We start from the raw sequence: 16,920 nt of genomic DNA, 5'->3' as shown, positions 1-16,920 counted from the left end.
GGGTAGATGTATGAAAATGAAGCAACCGCAACGCTCACCCGCGCCATGGCGCAAGTCGGCATGTCAACGGCGGCGGATGTTGCGAAGGCGATGGGGCAGGCAAGCAGCACGGAAGCCGATGTTCCGACCCTGGAAGCAAGCAGAGCGATGCATCGGTTGGGATGGCATGATCGACACCGCGAAACCTGAGATCGGCGACGTCAAGGCCGGCCCACGCCTGGCTTCGAAGCCTATGACGCAGAGAAGAATGCGCCATATTTCCGCGCGCTGGACATTTGCGGGTGAAGATGATGAGCCGCTTGCCTCTGTCATCTGGTTGTCACATACCCGCCATATACATCGATAATTCCGGATTCTAGGATACATGGATAAGAACACCGCTCTTCTCGCATTGGCAGCGCTTGGCCAGGACACCAGGCTTGAAGTGTTTCGCCTGCTGGTGCGGGCGGGCGCGGACGGTGTGCCAGCCGGCGAGATCGCCGCGCGCCTCGGTGCGGTGCAGAACACCATGTCGGCGCATCTGAAGGTCCTCGACCATGCCGGCCTGGTCCGCGCCGAGCGCGACGGCCGGACGATCCGCTACGTCGCCGACATGACCGGCTTTCGCGATCTGCTTGCCTATCTCATGGAGGATTGCTGCAACGGCGCGCCGGAGCTCTGCCAGCCGGTCATTCAGGCCGTGACTTGCAACTGCTAGAAGGGAGGACCACCCCATGAATGATCCATACAACGTGCTTTTCCTGTGCACCGGCAATTCGGCACGGTCGATCCTTGCCGAAGCGATCCTCAACCGTGTCGGCGCCGGCAAGTTCAGGGCCTATTCGGCCGGATCGCACCCGAAGGGAGAGGTCCATCCCTACGCGCTCCAGCTGTTGAAAACCCTCAACCACGACACGTCCTTCGCCCGCTCGAAAGACTGGCAGGAATTCGCGGCTCCTGGCGCCCCCGAGATGAATTTCGTTTTCACCGTCTGCGACAACGCGGCCAATGAAGCCTGCCCGGTCTGGCCGGGACAGCCGATGACCGCGCATTGGGGCGTGCCCGACCCGGCCGCCGTGGACGGCACCGACGCCGAAAAGCATCTGGCCTTTGCCGAAGCCTATCGCATGCTCAACAACCGGATCTCGATCTTCGTCAGCCTGCCGATGAACACGATCGACAAGCTCGCCCTGCAGAAACGGCTCGATGAAATCGGCCGCGATCTGCCGAAGGCCGGCTGACATCATGGCGGCTGACCTGTCCCGCCGCATCGTCGCGGAAGCGCTCGGCACGGCAATGCTGGTCGCGACGGTCGTCGGCTCCGGCATCATGGCGGATCGTCTGACGGACGATGTGGGTCTCTCCCTGCTCGGCAACACGCTGCCGACTGGAGCGATTTTGGTGGTGCTGATCACCATACTCGGACCGATTTCCGGGGCGCATTTCAATCCGGCGGTGACGCTGGTTTTTGCGCTGCGGCGCGAAATCGAAGCGAACGCTGCACTGGCCTATGTGATCGCCCAGATTGCCGGCGGCATCGCCGGAACGCTGCTGGCGCACGCCATGTTCGAACTGCCAATTCTCCAGATCTCGCAAACCGTGCGGACCGGAAACGGACAATGGATTGCGGAACTGGTGGCCGCCTTCGGCCTGGTCTTCACCATTCTCGCCGGTCTTCGCTTCCGTTCGGATGCCATTCCATGGCTGGTCGGCCTCTACATCACCGCGGCCTATTGGTTCACGGCCTCGACCTCGTTTGCCAATCCGGCAGTCGCCATTGCCCGGGCGGTTTCCAACACCTTCGCGGGCATCCGGCCGATAGATCTGCCGGGGTTTATTGTCGCCGAGCTGCTGGGCGCGCTGCTTGCGATGGCGTTGGCAGGTTGGCTGCTCGCTGAACCCAAGCCAATCAGACAGATGAGAGCCGCGAAATGACCATCACCATCTACCACAACCCCAACTGCGGCACCTCGCGCAACACGCTCGCCATCATCCGGCAGTCCGGCGAAGAGCCTGAGGTGATCGAGTATCTGAAAAATCCGCCGTCGCGTGAACGGCTGGTCGAGCTGATCGCGGCGATGGGGATGACGCCGCGCCAATTGCTGCGCGAGAAGGGCACGCCTTACGCCGAGCTCAATCTCGGCGATCCCAAATTGACCGACGACGAGATCGTCGATTTCATGCTGGCGCATCCGATCCTGATCAACCGGCCGATCGTCGTGACGCCGCTTGGCACCATGCTTGCTCGGCCGTCCGAAGCGGTTCTCGACATCCTGCCCAATCCTGAGATCGGGCCGTTCGCCAAGGAAGACGGCGAAGTCGTCATCGATGCGCAGGGCAAGCGCGTTGCCTGACCTAGTGCTAGACGACTCGCTTCCGAACGTCGACGAAGACCAGTTCCGGCCGATCGACCTGCCGGCGCTGCTCGACGTGCCGCGGTCGATCCACAAACCTCGCGTGCTGATGCTCTACGGCTCGCTGCGCGAGCGGTCCTATTCGCGGCTTGCGACGGAGGAGGCAGCTCGCATTTTGCGCCGCCTGGGCGCCGAGGTGCGCATCTACAATCCCGCCGGCCTGCCGCTGCCGGATTCGACCTCGGCCGACCACGCCAAAGTCCAGGAGCTGCGAGACCTGTCGATCTGGTCGGAAGCGCAGGTCTGGTGCTCGCCGGAGCGGCATGGCTCGATGACGGGAGTGATGAAGGCGCAGATCGACTGGCTGCCGCTCTCGGCCGGCGGCGTCAGGACGACGCAGGGCCGCACGCTGGCGGTGATGCAGGTGTCTGGCGGCTCGCAGAGTTTCAACGCCGTCAACCAGCTTCGTATCCTCGGCCGCTGGATGCGGATGGTCACCATCCCCAACCAGTCGTCGGTAGCCAAGGCTTTCAACGAGTTCGACGAGGCCGGCCGCATGAAGCCGTCGTCGTACTATAACAGGATCGTCGACGTGATGGAGGAGCTGATGAAGTTCACGCTGCTCTTGCGTGATCGGTCCGCCTATCTCGCGGACCGTTATTCCGAGCGCGTCGAAAGCGCCGAAGAAGTCGCCAAGCGGGTCAACCAGCGGTCGATGTGAGGCGGGTGTGCGATACCGGTATACGATTAATTCGATGATGTTCGAAATAGTATTGACGGGACGTCGTCTCAGCGCTACCTTATTTCCATGAAACTCGAACAAGCAGCAAAACAGCTTGAAGCACTCGGCAATCCGACGCGGCTCAAGCTTTATCGCACGCTGGTGCGGGCAGGCGAAACCGGGCGACCGGTCGGTTATCTGCAGGAAAGCCTTGGCATCGCTGCGTCGACGCTGTCGCATCATCTGCACCGGCTCATCCTGACCGGCCTGGTCTCCCAGGAACGCCAAGCAACGACGCTGATCTGCCGGGCCAATTACCCTGTCATGAACGATCTCCTTGGCTTTCTTGCCGACGAATGTTGTGCCGATGCCGCATGCGGCCCGGCTGTCGGGGAGGCGGCTGCATAACTCTTTTTTGACTGGTATTTCTATAATCCTAGAAACATAGAAGGGGTGTCATGGTTTCTGAAAACGATCTCCCGATCGCTATCATCGGCGGCGGACCTGTTGGTCTGGCGGCGGCCGCCCAACTGGTCAGCCGTGGCCTTCCGGTTAGGGTTTACGAGGCTGGTTCTTCTGTCGGCTCGAACCTTCGGGATTGGGGTCATGTCCGGGTTTTCACGCCATGGCGTTATTGTGTCGATGCGGTCGCCCGAAAACTTCTCGAGAGCCATGGCTGGCAAATGCCGGAGCCGGAGGCGTTCCCCACCGCGGATGAGATCGTCGACCAGTATCTCGCGCCGCTGGCCAAGCTTGCCGAACTGGCGCCGTCGATTGAGACCAATGCCTGTGTTGTCGCCATTTCCCGCTGGGGAGCCGACAAGGTGTTGAGCAAGGCGCGGGAGACGCGGCCGTTCATGCTTGTGGTCGAAACCGCGGAAGGCACGCGCCGGGACAGCGCCCGTGCCGTGATCGATGCATCCGGCACCTGGCAGACGCCGAACCCGCTCGGTGCGGGTGGCTTGCCGGCCGAAGGTGAGAGGGAATTTGGCGACCGCATCGCCTACGGCATCCCAAATGTTCTCGGCCGCGACTGTCATCTCTATGCAGGTCGCACGACATTGGTGGTCGGCGCCGGCCATTCCGCTGCCAATGCCTTGCTGGAATTGGCGGAGCTTGCGCAAACCGAACCGGGCACTTCGGCACTATGGGTGACACGCGGCACCGACCTTGTCCGCATCTATGGCGGCGGCGATGCCGACGCCCTGCCGGCGCGCGGCGAGCTTGGTTCGGATGTCCGGGAGCTCGCCGAGAGTGGCCGGGTGCGGCTGGTGACCGGCTTTGCGATTGTTGCTATCCGTGAGGTCGACGGCCGCCTCGCTGTCGAAGGCCAGGCAAAGGACGGGTTGCGCACGCTCGACCCCGTCGACAGGATCATTGCCGCGACGGGGCAGCGCCCCGATCTTGCCTTGACCCGGGAGCTTCGGCTGGACCTCGATCCGTGGCTCGAAGGCGTCAAGGCGCTCGGGCCGCTCATCGATCCCAACGAGCACTCATGCGGCGATGTCCCACCGCATGGCCATCGCGAACTCAGCCACCCCGAGCCCGATTTCTACACGGTCGGCGTCAAAAGCTATGGCCGGGCGCCGACATTCCTGCTGCTGACCGGCTATGAGCAGGTCCGCTCGGTCGCCGCGGCGATCGCCGGCGACATGGCTGCCGCCGATGCCGTGCAGCTGGTGTTGCCCAAAACCGGCGTCTGCACGGTGCCGGTGTCACTTTCAGGCTCGTCGTCCCAGGGTTGCTGTGGCGGACCAGCGCCGGCAGCTGTCGATGCCTGTTGTGCCGACGATGCCAAGGCAAAGGCGAGCGGCAAGTCGGGCTGCGGCTGCGGCGTCGCGGCATGAGTCTTTCACAGCCTACGCGCAGTCGCGGCACGATCATCGCCGCGCTCGGCATGACGCAGATCATGGCGTGGGGGTCTTCCTATTATCTCCCGGCGGTGATTGCGCCGGCCGTTGTGGCCGACACGGGTTGGCCTCTGGCATGGGTTGTCGGAGGCCTGTCCCTCGGCCTTTTCGTCGGCGGGCTGATTTCTCCACGCGTGGGTAGCTCGATCGAACGGCATGGCGGCCGGAATGTGCTGGCCTTCAGCGCCGCATGCATCGGGATTGGTCAGATCGGATTGGCAATTGCTCCAAGTTTAGCGGCCTACATCGTTGCCTGGCTTGTTATCGGCCTTGGGATGGGGGCTGGGCTCTACGATGCCGCCTTTGCGACCCTGGGCCGACTATATGGCCATGGCGCGCGCTCCGCCATCACCACGCTCACTCTGTTCGGCGGCTTCGCAAGCACGGTTTGCTGGCCGCTTTCTGCTTTTTTAATGGGAGAGATCGGATGGCGAGGGGCATGTCTGGTCTATGCCGCCGTGCAATTGCTGGTCGCTCTGCCGCTGTATCTCCTTATCCTGCCGCGTGGCGTCGCCCGGCCCGCCAGCCAGTCTGATCAGAAGACAGTCGTGGCTTCTGTGCCTGTGACGAGGTCGACGCCGGTTATGGTCATCCTGGCGACGACTATAACGCTCGCGGCGGTCATATCCTCGACCCTCTCCGTCCATCTTCTAACTGTCCTTCAGTCGACTGGCATGGCGCTGGCCGCGGCGGTGGGACTGGGCGCGCTTGTCGGTCCGTCGCAGGTCGGCGCTCGCGCAATCGAGATGGTCGTTGCCCGCTACCACCATCCGATATGGACCAAGGTCGTATCAGTCGGATGCGTGGCGATCGGGGTGTCGGCTCTCTGGATGGGAATGCCGATCATCCCGCTGGCCTTGGCGTTTTACGGTGCCGGCATCGGCCTGGAATCAATTGCCCGAGGAACATTGCCGCTGGCCCTGTTCGGTGCCTCCGGCTACGCCAGGCTTATGGGTCGTCTGGCCATGCCAAGCCTGATTGCTCAAGCCGCCGCCCCTTCCGTGGGCGCGCTGCTGGTCGAACAGCTCGGTGCGCATGGCATGCTTGCCGTCCTGTCGGCACTTGCCCTGGTCAATGCGGTGTTGGTCGGCGCGCTCGCGCTGCTGCTTTTCCGGCCTCGAGCGCCGGGTCTGTTCCTTAATCGCGTACCATGCTCGGCGGCCGGCCGTGCAAACGATGTCCAGCATGCGAGGCGATGACGCCGATCTTCATTCGCCGTGATCGCCCGTCCCAGCCTCGCTTGAGCGCTGGCGCCAGAAACATCGTCGTGAGCCGGTCGATATGCGTCTGATGGTTGCGCTCCATCCAAGCAGACAGCAGCGTCGAGCTGTGCGCAACCCGAAACCGCCGGCCATCGGCGCTCGACGGGCTGTGATGCGGTTGATAAGCCCTCTCCCTAAGGAGAGTCGAGACATGACCGTTGCGATCGAGATGGGCCACACGACCGCAGGCGCCCCGGCGGCGCTGGATCTTGAGGAGCTGCTGGCGACGCGCCTTTTGGTGCAGGGCAATTCGGGCTCCGGCAAATCCCATCTGCTGCGCCGGCTGCTGGAGCAGAGTGCCCCTTGGGTGCAGCAGACCATCATCGACCCCGAAGGCGACTTCGTCTCGCTGGGCGACCGGTTCGGCCATTTGGTGATCGATGCCGAGGAGCATACCGAGCGCGGCCTGCAGAGCGCCGGCGAGCGGGCGCGCATCCACCGCGTCTCCACGGTGCTCAATCTCGAGGGGCTCGACGCCGAGAACCAGATGCGCCGCGCCGCCGCCTTCCTTGGCGGGCTTTTTGAGGTCGCCCGCGACCACTGGTACCCGATGCTGGTGGTGGTGGACGAGGCGCAGCTGTTCGCGCCGGCTGTGGCCGGCGAGGTTTCGGACGAGGCGCGCAAGCTCTCGCTTGGCGCCATGACGAACCTGATGTGCCGAGGCCGCAAACGCGGGCTTGCCGGCATCATCGCCACTCAGCGGCTGGCCAAGCTGGCCAAGAATGTCGCCGCCGAGGCTTCCAATTTCCTCATGGGCCGGACTTTTCTCGATATCGACATGGCGCGCGCCGCCGACCTTTTGGGCATGGATCGGCGCCAGGCGGAGGCTTTTCGCGACCTGGAGCGCGGGCAATTCATGGCGCTCGGCCCGGCGCTGTCGCGCCGTCCGCTCGGCTTGCGCATCGGCCCGACCGACACAAGTCCGCGCAATGGCACGCCGCGGCTGATGCCGCTGCCGGAAGCAGCCCTTGAGGACGCACGCGCCATCATCCTGGCAGCCCCGCCGCCGGAAACTGTCCGGCCGCAGCGCCGGTCGTCGCCGGACCTTCTCGATCAGCTGATGGCGGCGAAGTCGGCGGCGCTGGAAATCCGCCCCGAACCGGCGGAGCCGCCGATCAGCGCCGAGGATTTGGCGGAGCGGCGTGAGCGCGTCGACCGTGTCCTGCGCGCCGTTCTGGCGCAGCCCGACGCGGGCTTCCGGGTCATCGGCGTGCTTTATCAGGAGTTCGTGGTCCGCTGCCGGATAGAAGGCCTCGCCTCGGTGGTGCCGGACCTGCCCGCCTTTCGCCGCATGCTGACGCGCGCCCGCGCCGGCCTCGGCTCCGACATGGCAGGGGATGACGCCTGGCAGGACGTCTCGGCGCGCGCCTCGCTGCTGCCCGAGGATATGCAAGGCGTGTTCATGATGATCGCCCGCGCGGCGAAGGAGGGCTGGCCCTGCCCGAGCGACGCGGCGATCGCCCGCGCCTACGGCTCGCACTCGCTGCGCCGCGCCCGGCGCCTGCTGACCTATATCGAAGAGCAGGGGCTGATCGTCTGCCAGCTCGACGGGGTTGGAAGGCGGACGGTGACGCTGGTGGAATTGGCCTGGGCGACGGCGCCAGGGGATCCCGGTGCTGCGGAGGTGGAGCAGGGGCGTTTGGCTGTGTGAGGCGGCGGCCGAGCGCGCAAGGGAAATGCCACGCATCAAGGCGATGTATCGCCAAGCGGCAGGTACAGCGGCGAGTCTTTTTTGCGGAGATAGGGCCTTGGCCCGCCACAGCTCTTCTGCCCGGTCTTCATCATACGACGACTGGCGCGACGCAGATCCGCCTATTGTAAATTGCTCGACGCTACAGCACTCCCTCCTGCCGACGGCGCTTCACATATCTTCTAAATTACCCGCGGGTCGGTTTGCTAATGAAGAGATCAGCCCCGATCAACTGACGAATGACAAGAAATACGGCATGACTGTAGCGCAAATAGCCGCCGAAACTACGCTACCGCCGCCGATTACCCCCTTCGGTTCATTCTGTTGACATCCCCTGCTTCTGGAGAGATGGTAAGATACTACGCGGCGGCCCTTTTTCCGAAGATTTTATTCTGCAGCTTCATCAAAGGATTTCGGCAATGCGTTTGTCTCGATCGCGCCGACTTATGGCCATCGCTTTGACGGCAATCGCAGCCGTTCCCTCTTCTGGACATGCCGAGGACAAGCTGCTGACGGAAGCGGTGCAGTTCAACGGTACGATCCTGTATCTCTCCACCGAAGTGCCTGGCCTGATCTTCGGCGCCGTGCGCAACGGCGAGACGGCCTTGGCTGGTTTCGGCAAGATTGCCGACGGGAGTGAAAAAGTGCCCGACGGCGACACAATGTTCCGCATCGCATCCGTGAGCAAGGTGTTCTGCGGCAGTGTGCTTTCCTCGCTGGCGATCGACGGCAAGGTACAGCTCACCGACCGGCTGCAGGATCGCCTCGGCTGGGACGTCACGCTCCCTGAGAAGGATGGCCGCGCCCTCCGGCTGATCGATCTCGTCGCGCAAGCTTCCGGCCTTCCGCGGGAGGTGCCAGTGGCCGATGCGCCCCCCTCCGACCCCTTCTCTACGAACACCAAAGAGGCGCAGATTGCCGCCCTCAAGGACAATCCGCTGCTGTTCGCGCCGGGCACCGCCGTTCTCTATTCGAACTTCGGATACGACCTCCTTGGAGCGGCGCTCGCGAATGTCTCTGGAAAGCCTTATGTCGAGCTCCTTCGGGAGCGTGTCCTCGATCCTCTCGGCATGAAAGACACGGTTTTCAACGCAAGGCCGGAGGACGAGCCGCGCCTGATGCAGGGCCATAACTTCGACGGCAGCGCCATGCCCATCGTGCCGACGAGCACAGCCATGGAGTGCGCCGGTGGATTGTACTCGACCGCGGACGATCTGCTGCGCTGGATGAACTGGCATGTCGAGAACAAGCCTTCTGCGGCCGATGCCGAGTTGCGGCTTTTGAACCACGCGGCTTTTTTGTACCGGGACGGGCTCGCGTCGGTGGTGGGGCTGGATGACGGCGGCCCGATGGACGCCATGGGTCTCGGATGGGTCGTCATGCTCCCCACCGAGCATAGCCCGCTCATCCTCCAGAAGAGCGGCGGCCTGCAAGGGATGTTTCTCTATGTTGCGATTGCACCGACACGCGGCGTCGGCGCTTTCTTCGTCATGAACCAATTCAATGCCGCCGGCTTCATGGCGGGGGTCAAGACGACGAACGATCTCGTCGCAGAGATCGCTCCACGCTGATTTTCGCACTGATCGGGGAACGTGCGCGATGATTAACGCTGTGGAGGGCCTGACGGACCGCATGTTTGGTGGCAAGGCAAGCTCGACATCGGCTATTTCCGGCCGACGGCTTAGCTATCCCCTCCTGAGGACGACCACCGCATGGATTCGCGTGCAAGGTCGGGCCCAAGCGGCGCTTTTGATCTCAAATGTGGAGCTCTCTGGCTCGACTGTTCTGAGCTTGAAAGGGTCGATTGACCAATCTCAGATTGAGCCGTAGCTTCAGATAAGCGTGCGGCCTCGTTGTTTCAGCAGAGGCTCGCCTTGAGGGTACCGATGGCTGGCAGTGACGATGCGCGTCTGCCCAAGCAGGTAGGTCAGCCGGCGCCGCATCATTCTGCGCCGGCAACAGTGCGGCGACGGGAGCTTCTGATTGCCGTCTCGACGCTCGCCGCATTCTTCGGATTGCCCGCCGCGGCCCGTAGCCAGGTCGCGTTGAGCAGCGCGATCGACCTCGGCGCGTTTCGCGAATTGACAGGCATACTGACGGGCATGTCGCCGAGCGACGCCACGCTGCCGGAATTGTTCCTGCAGGCATTCTCGGCTGACGCCGCCGATCTCGGAAAACTGCATGCGATCGTGACGGAACAGCCCGAGACAGAATGGGACAGCGCGGTTGCGTCGGCGGGGCTGAAACCGCTGTCGGAATCGCTCATCCAAGCCTGGTATACGGGTAGCATCATGCACGGCTCGGAAGAACGCGTCCTTACCTATCTCGATGCGTTCGTCTGGCATGCCTGCGGTTACACCAAGCCGCCGACGCGATGCGACACGAATTTTGGCGCGTGGGCGAACGCACCGCCGCCCGGACGGTTTTCCGAATGACCGCGCCGGCGTCCGCCGATGTCGTGTTTGTCGGTTCAGGCGTAGCCGCGGCGCTTGCCGGCGCGGCTATCGCGAAAGCAGGCTTCAGCGTGCTGTTCCTCGAGGCGGGACCGCGCGTCGATCGCGGCACCGCTGTGACACGATTCCAGTACTCGTCCGCGAAGGGCCAGAACTCGCCTTACCCCGACCAGCCCTATGCGCCGCAGCCGGAAGAATCCGACTTCTCCGCCTACTATGTCGAGGCTGGGCCGGACACCTTTAGGGGACAGCAGGCGAGGATCGTCGGCGGCACCACGTGGCACTGGGGCGGGCTCGCCGCGCGGTTCCGGCCAAACGATTTCAAGATGCGCTCGAAGTTCGGCGTCGGCGTCGATTGGCCTATCGCCTATGGCGACATGGAGCCGTGGTATCAGGCCGCCGAGGAAGAGATCGGCGTCGCGGGCGACGACACCGCCGATTTCGGCGCGCCGCGCTCAAGGTCGTTTCCGATGCCACCGATCCCCATGACCTATGCCGACAAGCAGGTCGGCATCGCTGCCAAGGCGCTCGGCTACTCGGTGTTGCCATTTCCACAGGCGCGCAATTCGGTGTGGCGGGATGGCCGCCCGCAATGCTGCGGCAATGCGAGTTGCGTGCCGATCTGCCCCATCCAGGCGAAGTACGACGCGACGCATCATCTCGCCATCGCGGAGCGCGCCAGCGCGCATGTCGAGCCGCAGGCCGTGGTGCACGAGCTAGTCGTCGGTCCGGACAAACGCATTGCCGAAGTGCGTTACCGTCGCCCAGATCGCAGCGAGGGCAGCGCGACCGGAAAAATTGTGGTCATCGCGGCGCATACCATTGAGACGCCAAAGCTGCTACTGCTTTCGACGGGAGACAATGCGCCGACGGGCGTGGCGAACAGTTCCGACCAGGTCGGCCGCAATCTGCTGTCGCAGATCGATGTCGGCATTCAGGGACTGACCAGGGATCCCGTGTTCACCTATCGCGGACCGGTCTCGACCGGTGGCATTGCCGAGCTTCGGGACGGCGATTTCCGCAACGAGCGTGCGGCCATCGGCATCTCGCCTTCCAACGAGGGCTGGGCGCGGGCGGTCGGTCCGTTCCAGGCTGCGACGACCTTCATCAAACAGGGCCTGCGCGGCGATGCGCTGAAGGCGGCAGTCCGTTCGCACGTCGCGCGGGAGCTGATCATTGGCAGCTCTGCCGAAATACTTCCCAATCCGGACAATCGCGTGACGCTGAGCAATCAGATGGACGGGATCGGCATTCCGCGGCCGAACATCGCCTTCAAGTCTGACGACTACACGGCGCGCGGGCTGGCGGTCGCGCGCGATGTGCAGAACAAGCTCATGGCTGCACTCGGCGCCACGCAGATCAAGCAGCTCGGCCCGATCGCTGACAGCGCGATCATGGGCGGCACGACACGCATGGGAGATGACCCGCTCACCTCGGTCGTCGACAGGGACCTGAAGAGCCACGACCATCCAAACCTCTACATCGTTGGCTCGTCCGTCTTCCCGTCCATCACGGCGAATGCGCCCACGCTCACCATTGCGGCGCTCAGTGCGCGCCTCGGCGCGCATCTCATCTCCCTGCTGAAGGCGTAGATGTCATGCGCGGGCGGGGCACTGTTTTCCTCGGTTTTGTCTCCGCAATGATGCTCGACGCACGGCACGGCTTGGCGCAGGCGCCGGCGAACTGGCAGACAAGTTTCGGCGTCTCGGCCTCGGAGACGAAGGAGCGGATCGTTGCGCTGCACGACCACATATTGCTGATCGGCATCTGCATCGTCGCGCTCGTCGCCATGCTGATCGGTTTCGCGCTCTTGCGCTTCCGGGCGAGCCGGCACCCCACGGCGTCAAAAGTCACGCGCATGCCCTGGCTGGAATTCGGCTGGACGATCGCGCCGGTGCTGGTGCTGGGCGCGATCGCCGCGCCGTCGCTCCAGCTGCTCGCCTATGAGAGCGATATTCCCGACGCACAGTTGACGATAAAGGCCAGCGGCCATCAGTGGTTCTGGCGTTATTCCTATCCCGACAATGGCGGCTTCGCATACGATTCCATCATGTTGCCGCCGGCCTCCGTTCCGGCCGGTGAACCGCGTCTGCTAGCGGTCGACAATCGCATGGTTGTCCCGGTCGGCGCTGTCGTGCGCATACAGGTGACATCGTCGGACGTCGTGCACTCCTTCTTCATGCCGGCACTGGGCCTACAGATTTACGCCATGCCCGGGCGCCTCAACGAAACCTGGACACGCGTCGAGAAGCCGGGCGTCTATTACGGGCAGTGCAACCAGATCTGCGGTCTGAACCACTCCTTCATGCCGATCGCGATCGAGGCCATGGCGCAGCCTGATTTCGACGCCTGGGTGCGGGACGCTGCAACGCGATATCCGGTCGTCAGCGCCGCGACTATATCAGCGCAGGTGGCGAAATGAGCGCCACCGAACATAGGCCCGAGTGCCGGTCGATTGCGGCCTGGCTGTTCACCACCGACCATAAGGCGATCGGCACGCTTTATCTCGGATTCGCGATCATGGCGGGGACGCTGGGCGGCGCGATCTCGGGCTACATGCGGCTCGAACTGGCGCAGCCGGGCATGGACTATGTCGTCAACGGCCAGGCCTGGAACGCGCTGATCACCGCGCATGGCCTAATCATGATCTTCTACATGGTGATGCCGGCGTTGATCGGCGGCTTCGGCAACTGGTTCGTCCCGCTGATGATCGGTGCGCGCGACATGGCCTTTCCGGGACTGAACAGTCTCGGCTTCTGGTTGCTGCCGCTGTCCTTGATCATGCTGATCGGGTCGCTGCTGGTCGGCGACGGAACGGGTACCGGCTGGAGCCTCTATCCGCCGCTGTCGGGCATAGACGGCCAGCCCGGACCGTCGGTCGACATGACGATCCTCGCGCTGCACTTGGCCGGCATTTCTTCTGTGATCAGCGCGATCAATTTCGTCACTACCATCCTTAACATGCGCGAGGATCGCTTGCCGCTGTTCGGCATGCCGCTGTTCGTGTGGTCGATCCTGATTTCGTCGCTCATGCTGCTTCTCGCCATGCCGGTGCTGGCGGCCGCGCTGGCGATGCTGCTTGCCGACCGCAATTTCGGCGGCGCCTTTTTCGATCCAGCCGGCGGCGGAGACCCGATGCTGTTCATGAACCTCTTCTGGTTCTTCGGCCATCCGGAGGTCTATATTATGATCCTGCCGGCCTTCGGCATCATCAGCCAGATCGTCTCGCGGTTCTCAGGTCGCCCGATTTTCGGTTATCCCGGCATGGTGCTGGCGATGGCATCAATTGCGGCGCTGGGTTTCATCGTCTGGGCGCACCATATGTTCACCGTCGGTGTCGGCTTCGCGCCGCGTGCCTTCTTCACGCTGGCCTCGATGGTGATCGCGGTGCCGACCGGCATCAAGGTGTTCGCCTGGATTGCCACTATGTGGGGCGGGTCGATCCGCCTCACCGTGCCGATGCTGTGGGCGCTGGGCTTCATCATCATGTTCACGGTCGGCGGCACGACGGGGATCGTGCTTGCCAATGCCGGCGCGGATCAAGTGCTGCACAACACCTACTACGTCGTCGCGCATTTCCACTATGTGCTGAGCCTCGGCGCGACCTATGCGATCTTCGCCGGCTTCTATTACTGGTTCCCGCGCATGACCGGACGCATGTTTCCGGAGTGGGTTGGACGGTTGCATTTCTGGTGCTTCTTCATCGGCACCAACGTTCTGTTTTTCCCGATGCATTTCCTCGGACTGGCAGGAATGCCACGGCGCATCGCGGATTATCCGGACGGTTTCTTGGGCTGGAATATGATTGCGTCGCTCGGCGCTGTGCTCGCGCTCGCCTCCACGCTGCTGTTCCTGGTGATGCTTGCGGTCTCGCTGCGGCGTGGCGCGCCGGCCCCGCGCGACGTGTGGGGTCCGGCTTTCACGCATGAATGGGATGACGATCCCGGGATGGCGCGTCCGCGTGGCACGGCGGGCGCGGAGGCAGGCGCGTGAGCAAGACTGTCACCGAGGTCGGCGGCACGGATGGCCGATGGCCTGTCGCGATTGCTGTCTCGCTGTTCCTGCTAGCGTGCGCCGGTCTCGCGCTCTTCCACCCGTCGCTGTTCGGCACGCTGGCCGGCAGCATCGCGGTACTCGGTCCGCTCGTGATCGCGGTGGGGCTTCTGCCATTGTTCGTCGCTCTGACAGCGTGGTCGCGGGCGACGAGTGGTGAGCGTGCGAATGGTCCGCAAAACACCTTTGGCCCGAGGATCGCGATCATCGCCTTAATCGCGTCCGAGGTAGCGTTCTTCGCCGCCTTGTTCGCTGTCTACCTACGATACGCGATCTATCCGGGGATCGCGGGGTTCAGCTCATGGCCACCTACGCCGATGCGCCCCGACGACCCTTGGGGCGGCCCGCTTCTCAACACAGTGATCCTCGTCGCGTCGGGGGTCTGCGTCGCAGCGGCGCATGACTGGCTTCTGAAAGAGCGATGGCAGGTTTCGGCTATCGGGCTTACCGTGGCGATCGCGCTCGGCGGCGTGTTCGTCGGCCTTCAGCTTCGGGAATTCAGCCTCGCCTCGGTGGGATTCCGCGACGGTGTCTATCCCTCGATCTTCTTCCTTACGACTGGCTTCCACGGCCTGCACGTCGTTATCGGCATCTTGTTGCTGTCGATCGCCGCATATCGGGTGATCCGCGCGCGCTCAGCCGGCGGCGCCGGCTTCATCACGACGGCGGCATCCTGGTACTGGCATTTTGTCGATGCGGTGTGGCTTCTGCTGTTCGCCGTCTTCTACGCCTGGGCCAGCTAGGAGCGTACCGACGCGACGTCGACTAGCATCGGCATTGCTGAAACACATATCCGGGAGCCGGCTGAGGGCGGCCTTCGCGGTTCAAAGTTGCATAGAAGCAAACTCAAAAGCACCCAGAAGAGCTGCCTTTGGCGGAAGTGACCTTACTCCATAGTCGATCAGTTTCCTGCAGGATCAAGTAGTTCGGCTCCCGTCCTCGATCATCAATCGACCAAGCATATCTCAATCTGTAGTTGCAAAAGAATTGCGGCCGTGGTTTTGCCTAAAGGCAAGTTGCGTTTCAGGATGAGGGCCGCAATGGCAGAGGGTCATTCAATTGATCACGAACTTGCCGTAAAGGCGGTGGCGTCTTCCGTGCACGATGCCATAGCGACTCGCCATGGCTTGCGCGGCTGGAACACGAGCCAGGTGACCGGCGACGGCACCGGGCGATCCTAATGCCGAGGAGGCGGAGCAGGGGAGGTTGGCTGTTGAAGGTTGATGCGCTTGGGCGAAAGCTGACGTCGCTCAACATCAGCAAAACGCCAAAAGCCGCCGGGGTGGGTGGCCGATCAGAGTCTTCGCAATCTCTGTCGCCACGACATGCTCGAAAAATGCGCGCCCCAGATCCTTGGCGAACAGATCCCCGTCCTCCTCCGCGACCTGTCTTACGCATGGGGCTCAATCGGCATTGTGGGTTTACATCGGCAGACAAGCCCCTAGTTTTAGAGTTTCGCGCCGCGCACCTTAGTGCGCGGATGATCGAAAACGGGACCGTGAACTCTGGCCGGTCCCTCAAAAACTCCCAAAGGATGACTGCCATGACACAGGCCAAGAATGGCGACACCGTGCGCATCAATTATACTGGACGTCTAGCCGACGGCACTCAATTCGATTCTTCCGGCAGCGAACCGCTGCAATTCAAGCTCGGTGAAGGGCAAGTGATCCCCGGCCTTGAGACCCATGTCGAGGGCATGGAGGTCGGTGCGAAAAGCACCGTCACCGTTCCCGCCGACGCCGCCTATGGCCCCCACCGCCCCGAAGCGGTCATGAGCGTCGACCGCGCCAGGGTGCCGGACAACATCAACGTCGATATCGGTACTCGATTGCAGGCCAGAACCCCCGAAGGGCGCCCCATGCAGGTGACGGTCGTCGGCGTCGACGACGCCAGCGTCAAGCTCGACGGCAATCATCCGTTGGCCGGAAAGAATCTGGTGTTCGACGTTGAACTGGTCGAGATCGTTCAGGCGGCGTAGGGTATCCCTGCGGCCAAGGCCGTGGTGGCTATGATTTCGAGTGACGGACTTCCGCCGGGCGGTTTGTGCCACCTGCCGCCCTGCTTTCCGCGCTTAGGCGATCGCCAAAACCGTGCCCGAGGATATGCAGGGCGTGTTCATGATGATCGCCCGCGCGGCGAAGGAGGGCTGGCCCTGCCCGAGCGACGCGGCGATCGCCCGCGCCTACGGCTCGCACTCGCTGCGCCGCGCCCGGCGCCTGCTGACCTATATCGAGGAGCAGGGGCTGATCGTGTGCCAGCTGGACGGGGTTGGAAGGCGGACTGTGACGCTGGTCGAACTGGCCTGGGCGACGGCACCGGGCGATCCTAATGCGGAGGAGGCAGAGCAGGGGAGTTTGGCGGTGTGAGGGGGATGGCAAGCGCTAAGAAAGCGCCACTCATCAAGCCGTGGCCACAGCCGCTGGTGGCAGCCCGCCTAGCTACAACGTTCTGGTGAACGGTTCCGGCCCGGCGACACGTCAACGTGAGACTGTCAGCCC

General features: G+C 63.3%; 17 protein-coding genes and 1 pseudogene. All 18 read left to right on the top strand.

Going from position 1 to position 16,920, the window contains the following annotated elements; all coding sequences use genetic code 11:
- Positions 1 to 6 precede the first annotated feature (6 nt).
- Positions 7 to 189, top strand: coding sequence for a hypothetical protein (locus AC0L2A_RS03215; RefSeq protein WP_473607473.1), 183 nt, complete (start codon positions 7 to 9; stop codon positions 187 to 189).
- A gap of 175 nt (positions 190 to 364) precedes the next feature.
- Entirely contained in the window at positions 365 to 697 is a 333-nt protein-coding gene (locus tag AC0L2A_RS03210) for an ArsR/SmtB family transcription factor (protein ID WP_077380823.1), read from the top strand.
- Positions 698 to 713: 16 nt separating this feature from the next.
- Complete coding sequence (locus tag AC0L2A_RS03205) at positions 714 to 1,220, top strand: arsenate reductase ArsC (protein WP_287122344.1); 507 nt, start codon at positions 714 to 716, stop codon at positions 1,218 to 1,220.
- 4 nt (positions 1,221 to 1,224) lie between these two features.
- On the top strand, positions 1,225 to 1,914 hold the full coding sequence (locus AC0L2A_RS03200) for an aquaporin (protein WP_287122346.1): 690 nt from the start codon (positions 1,225 to 1,227) through the stop codon (positions 1,912 to 1,914).
- A complete protein-coding gene (gene arsC / locus AC0L2A_RS03195) occupies positions 1,911 to 2,333 on the top strand; it encodes an arsenate reductase (glutaredoxin) (RefSeq protein ID WP_473607472.1) in 423 nt (140 codons plus the stop codon). The genes AC0L2A_RS03200 and arsC overlap by 4 nt, the downstream gene beginning before the upstream one ends.
- Complete coding sequence (gene arsH, locus AC0L2A_RS03190; RefSeq protein WP_473607471.1) at positions 2,308 to 3,054, top strand: arsenical resistance protein ArsH; 747 nt, start codon at positions 2,308 to 2,310, stop codon at positions 3,052 to 3,054. Before arsC ends, arsH begins: the two co-directional genes overlap by 26 nt.
- 87 nt (positions 3,055 to 3,141) lie before the next feature.
- The gene (locus AC0L2A_RS03185) at positions 3,142 to 3,462 is read left to right on the top strand and encodes an ArsR/SmtB family transcription factor (RefSeq protein ID WP_473517155.1); all 321 of its coding nucleotides are present in this window, start codon (positions 3,142 to 3,144) and stop codon (positions 3,460 to 3,462) included.
- 50 nt (positions 3,463 to 3,512) lie between these two features.
- Positions 3,513 to 4,901, top strand: coding sequence for an NAD(P)-binding domain-containing protein (locus tag AC0L2A_RS03180; RefSeq protein ID WP_473607469.1), 1,389 nt, complete (start codon positions 3,513 to 3,515; stop codon positions 4,899 to 4,901).
- On the top strand, positions 4,898 to 6,163 hold the full coding sequence (locus AC0L2A_RS03175; RefSeq protein WP_473607468.1) for an MFS transporter: 1,266 nt from the start codon (positions 4,898 to 4,900) through the stop codon (positions 6,161 to 6,163). Before AC0L2A_RS03180 ends, AC0L2A_RS03175 begins: the two co-directional genes overlap by 4 nt.
- 214 nt (positions 6,164 to 6,377) lie before the next feature.
- Positions 6,378 to 7,877 (top strand): helicase HerA domain-containing protein, encoded by a 1,500-nt coding sequence (locus tag AC0L2A_RS03170; RefSeq protein WP_473607466.1) that lies wholly within the window; start codon positions 6,378 to 6,380, stop codon positions 7,875 to 7,877.
- A 485-nt stretch (positions 7,878 to 8,362) separates the two neighbouring features.
- On the top strand, positions 8,363 to 9,487 hold the full coding sequence (ampH, locus tag AC0L2A_RS03165) for a D-alanyl-D-alanine-carboxypeptidase/endopeptidase AmpH (RefSeq protein ID WP_473607465.1): 1,125 nt from the start codon (positions 8,363 to 8,365) through the stop codon (positions 9,485 to 9,487).
- A gap of 315 nt (positions 9,488 to 9,802) precedes the next feature.
- Entirely contained in the window at positions 9,803 to 10,351 is a 549-nt protein-coding gene (locus AC0L2A_RS03160; protein ID WP_091592345.1) for a sugar dehydrogenase complex small subunit, read from the top strand.
- Entirely contained in the window at positions 10,348 to 11,961 is a 1,614-nt protein-coding gene (locus tag AC0L2A_RS03155) for a GMC family oxidoreductase (RefSeq protein ID WP_473607464.1), read from the top strand. The genes AC0L2A_RS03160 and AC0L2A_RS03155 overlap by 4 nt, the downstream gene beginning before the upstream one ends.
- A 5-nt stretch (positions 11,962 to 11,966) precedes the next feature.
- Positions 11,967 to 12,791: a cytochrome c oxidase subunit II gene (gene coxB, locus AC0L2A_RS03150; protein ID WP_473607462.1), complete on the top strand. Its 825-nt coding sequence runs from the start codon at positions 11,967 to 11,969 to the stop codon at positions 12,789 to 12,791.
- Complete coding sequence (locus tag AC0L2A_RS03145) at positions 12,788 to 14,362, top strand: cytochrome c oxidase subunit I (protein WP_473607461.1); 1,575 nt, start codon at positions 12,788 to 12,790, stop codon at positions 14,360 to 14,362. Before coxB ends, AC0L2A_RS03145 begins: the two co-directional genes overlap by 4 nt.
- Positions 14,359 to 15,165, top strand: a complete 807-nt coding sequence (locus tag AC0L2A_RS03140) for a cytochrome c oxidase subunit 3 (RefSeq protein ID WP_473607459.1) — start codon at positions 14,359 to 14,361, stop codon at positions 15,163 to 15,165. The genes AC0L2A_RS03145 and AC0L2A_RS03140 overlap by 4 nt, the downstream gene beginning before the upstream one ends.
- 800 nt (positions 15,166 to 15,965) lie before the next feature.
- Complete coding sequence (locus AC0L2A_RS03135; RefSeq protein WP_473607458.1) at positions 15,966 to 16,400, top strand: FKBP-type peptidyl-prolyl cis-trans isomerase; 435 nt, start codon at positions 15,966 to 15,968, stop codon at positions 16,398 to 16,400.
- A gap of 103 nt (positions 16,401 to 16,503) precedes the next feature.
- A pseudogene (locus AC0L2A_RS03130) lies at positions 16,504 to 16,788 on the top strand (ATP-binding protein); the annotation flags it as partial.
- Between the last annotated feature and the right edge of the window lie 132 nt (positions 16,789 to 16,920).

It is taken from the genome of Mesorhizobium sp. WSM4844 (assembly GCF_055811775.1).
The sequence above is the reverse complement of the archived record's forward strand: the minus strand, read 5'-3'. Positions and strand labels throughout refer to the sequence as shown.

What these genes read in the sequence shown, in the direction of transcription:
- AC0L2A_RS03145 (WP_473607461.1), top strand. Translation starts at nt 12,788, where the DNA reads ATGAGCGCCACCGAACATAGGCCCGAGTGCCGGTCGATTGCGGCCTGG.
- AC0L2A_RS03155 (WP_473607464.1), top strand. Translation starts at nt 10,348, where the DNA reads ATGACCGCGCCGGCGTCCGCCGATGTCGTGTTTGTCGGTTCAGGCGTA.
- AC0L2A_RS03185 (WP_473517155.1), top strand. Translation starts at nt 3,142, where the DNA reads ATGAAACTCGAACAAGCAGCAAAACAGCTTGAAGCACTCGGCAATCCG.
- AC0L2A_RS03170 (WP_473607466.1), top strand. Translation starts at nt 6,378, where the DNA reads ATGACCGTTGCGATCGAGATGGGCCACACGACCGCAGGCGCCCCGGCG.
- ampH (WP_473607465.1), top strand. Translation starts at nt 8,363, where the DNA reads ATGGCCATCGCTTTGACGGCAATCGCAGCCGTTCCCTCTTCTGGACAT.
- AC0L2A_RS03180 (WP_473607469.1), top strand. Translation starts at nt 3,513, where the DNA reads ATGGTTTCTGAAAACGATCTCCCGATCGCTATCATCGGCGGCGGACCT.
- AC0L2A_RS03215 (WP_473607473.1), top strand. Translation starts at nt 7, where the DNA reads ATGTATGAAAATGAAGCAACCGCAACGCTCACCCGCGCCATGGCGCAA.
- arsH (WP_473607471.1), top strand. Translation starts at nt 2,308, where the DNA reads ATGCGCAGGGCAAGCGCGTTGCCTGACCTAGTGCTAGACGACTCGCTT.
- AC0L2A_RS03175 (WP_473607468.1), top strand. Translation starts at nt 4,898, where the DNA reads ATGAGTCTTTCACAGCCTACGCGCAGTCGCGGCACGATCATCGCCGCG.
- AC0L2A_RS03210 (WP_077380823.1), top strand. Translation starts at nt 365, where the DNA reads ATGGATAAGAACACCGCTCTTCTCGCATTGGCAGCGCTTGGCCAGGAC.
- AC0L2A_RS03205 (WP_287122344.1), top strand. Translation starts at nt 714, where the DNA reads ATGAATGATCCATACAACGTGCTTTTCCTGTGCACCGGCAATTCGGCA.
- AC0L2A_RS03135 (WP_473607458.1), top strand. Translation starts at nt 15,966, where the DNA reads ATGACACAGGCCAAGAATGGCGACACCGTGCGCATCAATTATACTGGA.
- AC0L2A_RS03200 (WP_287122346.1), top strand. Translation starts at nt 1,225, where the DNA reads ATGGCGGCTGACCTGTCCCGCCGCATCGTCGCGGAAGCGCTCGGCACG.
- coxB (WP_473607462.1), top strand. Translation starts at nt 11,967, where the DNA reads ATGCGCGGGCGGGGCACTGTTTTCCTCGGTTTTGTCTCCGCAATGATG.
- AC0L2A_RS03160 (WP_091592345.1), top strand. Translation starts at nt 9,803, where the DNA reads ATGGCTGGCAGTGACGATGCGCGTCTGCCCAAGCAGGTAGGTCAGCCG.
- arsC (WP_473607472.1), top strand. Translation starts at nt 1,911, where the DNA reads ATGACCATCACCATCTACCACAACCCCAACTGCGGCACCTCGCGCAAC.